This is a genomic window from Bradyrhizobium sp. CCBAU 11361, from assembly GCF_028128935.1.
Classification (GTDB): Bacteria; Pseudomonadota; Alphaproteobacteria; order Rhizobiales; family Xanthobacteraceae; genus Bradyrhizobium; species Bradyrhizobium niftali.
Genome location: NZ_LBJZ01000068.1, coordinates 1 through 660 on the forward strand (window position 1 = coordinate 1; position 660 = coordinate 660).

Below are 660 nucleotides of genomic sequence, written 5' to 3' on the forward strand. Positions count from 1 at the left end.
AAAAGTCCGGTGAGTCCGCCAAGGCACACGAGTATTACAGCAAGGTCGTTGCGATCGCCGATGCTGCGGATAATACCCGGACCGAGGTTACCGACGCGCGCGCGTTTCTGACGAAGCGCTGAGGGGCTGCAGCGATATTACGGGAGCATATCGTGAGAGCATTCTTTCTGCCTATCGTTCTGATTGCTCTCGCGACCCCGGCTGTCGCTCAATCACTTCAGGTCATCGGATACTCCGGCTATCTCGGCGAGTGGGAGTTGACCGCCACCGTCACGGAAACGGCTTCCGGCCCTATAAAGGAATACTCTGGGCCATTAACGATGAAACACGTCGGCGTATGCATTCAAGATGGTCCGGAGGAGAAGACCGGTGAAATGCGTTTTCAGATATCGGCCTCATCACCCCAATTGAATGCGACATTCTCCGTTGCGGGGGTCGAATGCACCTACAGCGGACAACTGTCAGACTCCTATACTGGCACCATGAACTGCTCCGATCGACAGGCAGTTCCTCTCAAGCTGTGGTTGAAATAGCTGCCGTGCCCAGAAACATTCCCTCCTGAAGAACAGGCGCCGTCAGCTGTGGGTCACAAGCCGCCGATCATGCTCAAGGTGGCAGACTTCCGCTTTACGTTGGTACGCCGACGTTTATGAGTACACG

Annotated in this window: 1 protein-coding gene; it reads left to right on the forward strand. The window is 55.5% G+C overall.

Going from position 1 to position 660, the window contains the following annotated elements; all coding sequences use genetic code 11:
- Nucleotides 1-152 precede the first annotated feature (152 nt).
- On the forward strand, nt 153-533 hold the full coding sequence (locus XI08_RS09865; RefSeq protein WP_156937038.1) for a hypothetical protein: 381 nt from the start codon (nt 153-155) through the stop codon (nt 531-533).
- Nucleotides 534-660 lie beyond the last annotated feature (127 nt).